This window comes from Bacillus sp. SIMBA_005, assembly GCF_046535585.1.
Taxonomy (GTDB): Bacteria; Bacillota; Bacilli; order Bacillales; family Bacillaceae; genus Bacillus; species Bacillus pumilus.
Genome location: NZ_JAWRWI010001303.1, coordinates 1 through 230 on the forward strand (window position 1 = coordinate 1; position 230 = coordinate 230).

Consider the following 230-nt stretch of genomic DNA (forward strand, 5'->3'; position numbering starts at 1 on the left):
CCATCCGGCAATCTGCTGGGGTGACCACTGCAACTGGAGCTTGCCGGCGACGATGTTCGCCAGCATCCGGTGCTGAACGAGTTTACATGCTTTGGGGCGCTGCGCGCGATCCCATACGAGCTGATCGACGCGGCTTGCCCGATAGCCTTCTGGTCCACTGTTACGCCTGATCTCACGGCAGATGGTGGACGGTGCCCGGGAAAGCCGCTTCGCAATTGTCTGGATAGAAT

1 protein-coding gene is annotated in these 230 nt (G+C 60.0%); it reads right to left on the reverse strand.

Annotated features, from left to right (window positions below):
* Positions 1–230, reverse strand: a 230-nt coding sequence (locus SB660_RS24285; RefSeq protein WP_410585212.1) for a helix-turn-helix domain-containing protein, incomplete at both ends; no start/stop codon positions are given.